This is a genomic window from Glycomyces sp. NPDC021274, assembly GCF_040641195.1.
GTDB lineage: Bacteria > Actinomycetota > Actinomycetes > Mycobacteriales > Micromonosporaceae > Glycomyces.
The window spans coordinates 1-1,311 of sequence record NZ_JBFADC010000077.1; the positions used below are offsets into that span (position 1 = coordinate 1).

Genomic DNA, 1,311 nt, shown 5'->3' on the forward strand with positions numbered 1-1,311 from the left:
TGCCGAGGTAGCCCTCGACGCCGTCGGGTACCTCGTGCAGCCGGGTCGCGTAGTCGTGGTACATCAGTCCGGCGAACACACCCGTCCGGCTGCCGGACAGCGCGGTCGGCGCGATACCGGCCCGCTCGAACGCCTCCCAGGAGGTCTCCAGCAGCAGCCGCTGCTGCGGGTCCATCGCCAGCGCCTCACGCGGCGAGATCCCGAAGAGCGCCGGGTCGAACTCGGCCGCATCGTGCAGGAAACCGCTCTCCCGGACGTAGCTGGTGCCGGTGTGGTCCGGGTCCGGGTCGTAGAGCGCGGCCAGGTCCCAACCGCGGTCGGTCGGGAACGGCGAGATCGCGTCGCCACCGTCGGCCACCAGCTGCCACAGGTCTTCCGGGGAGTTCACGCCTCCCGGGTAGCGGCAGCTCATGCCGATGATCGCGATGGGTTCCTGTTCCCCCGCCTCAAGCTCCTGGACTCGCCGGCGGGCCTCGCCGAGGTCGACGGTGGCACGCCTGAGGTAATCGAGAAGCTTCTCCTCGTTCGACATCTGGCGTCAGCTCCTTGCGGCGGTGGGGCGGTGTGCGTTGATCACGTCAGGACCTGCCGAACTCTCGGTCGAGCACGTCGAAGAGTTCCTCGGCGCTGGCCGACAAGAGGTCGTCGGTGGTGTGTTCCGGTTGTTCGCCGGGGCTGGTCCAGTTCGACAGCAGGCGCTGCAGTCGCGTGGTGATCGCGGTGCGTGCGTCGTCGTCTCCCGGGACGGTCGCGAGCAGGGCTTCCAGCCGGTCGAGCTCGGCGAGTGCCGGCGCGGCGACGGACGTTTCCTGCGGTGCCAGCTCCACGCGCAGATGGTCGCGGAGGGCGCTCGGCGTCGGGTAGTCGAACAGCAGGGTGGCGGGCAGTCGCAGTCCGGTGGCCGCGCTGAGTCCGTTGCGCAGCTCCACCGCGGTGAGCGAGTCGAAGCCGAGCTCCAGGAATCCGCGCCCGGCGTCGACCGCGTGCGACGTGCTGTGGCCGAGGGCGGCGGCGGAGTGCGTACGGACCAGGTCGAGCAGCAGTCGGTCCTGTTCCGCGTCGGTCAGTGCAGCCAGCCGCTCGCGGAGCGAGGGGCCCTCGGTGGTGCTGACCGTCGGCCGCGCCGAGCTACGGATCAGGCCGCGCAGCAGGGCCGGCACCCCGCCTGCCTTGGTGCGCAGGGCAGCGGTGTCGAGCCGGATCGGTACCAGCACCGCCTCGTCGACGGACTGCGCGGCGTCCAGCAGCGCCAGTCCCTGGTCGGCGGAGAGCGGCACCATGCCGAGGCGTGCCATCCGGGCGCGATCGGAC

At 71.2% G+C, this 1,311-nt stretch carries 2 protein-coding genes; both read right to left on the reverse strand.

Annotation, left to right across the window (positions count from 1 at the left end; all coding sequences use genetic code 11):
* The coding region (locus AB0I03_RS26690; RefSeq protein WP_360417379.1) for a beta-ketoacyl synthase N-terminal-like domain-containing protein at window positions 1–532 on the reverse strand (532 nt) is incomplete at its 3' end.
* 46 nt (window positions 533–578) lie between these two features.
* Window positions 579–1,311, reverse strand: a 733-nt coding sequence (locus AB0I03_RS26695) for a phosphopantetheine-binding protein (protein ID WP_360417381.1), incomplete at its 5' end; no start/stop codon positions are given.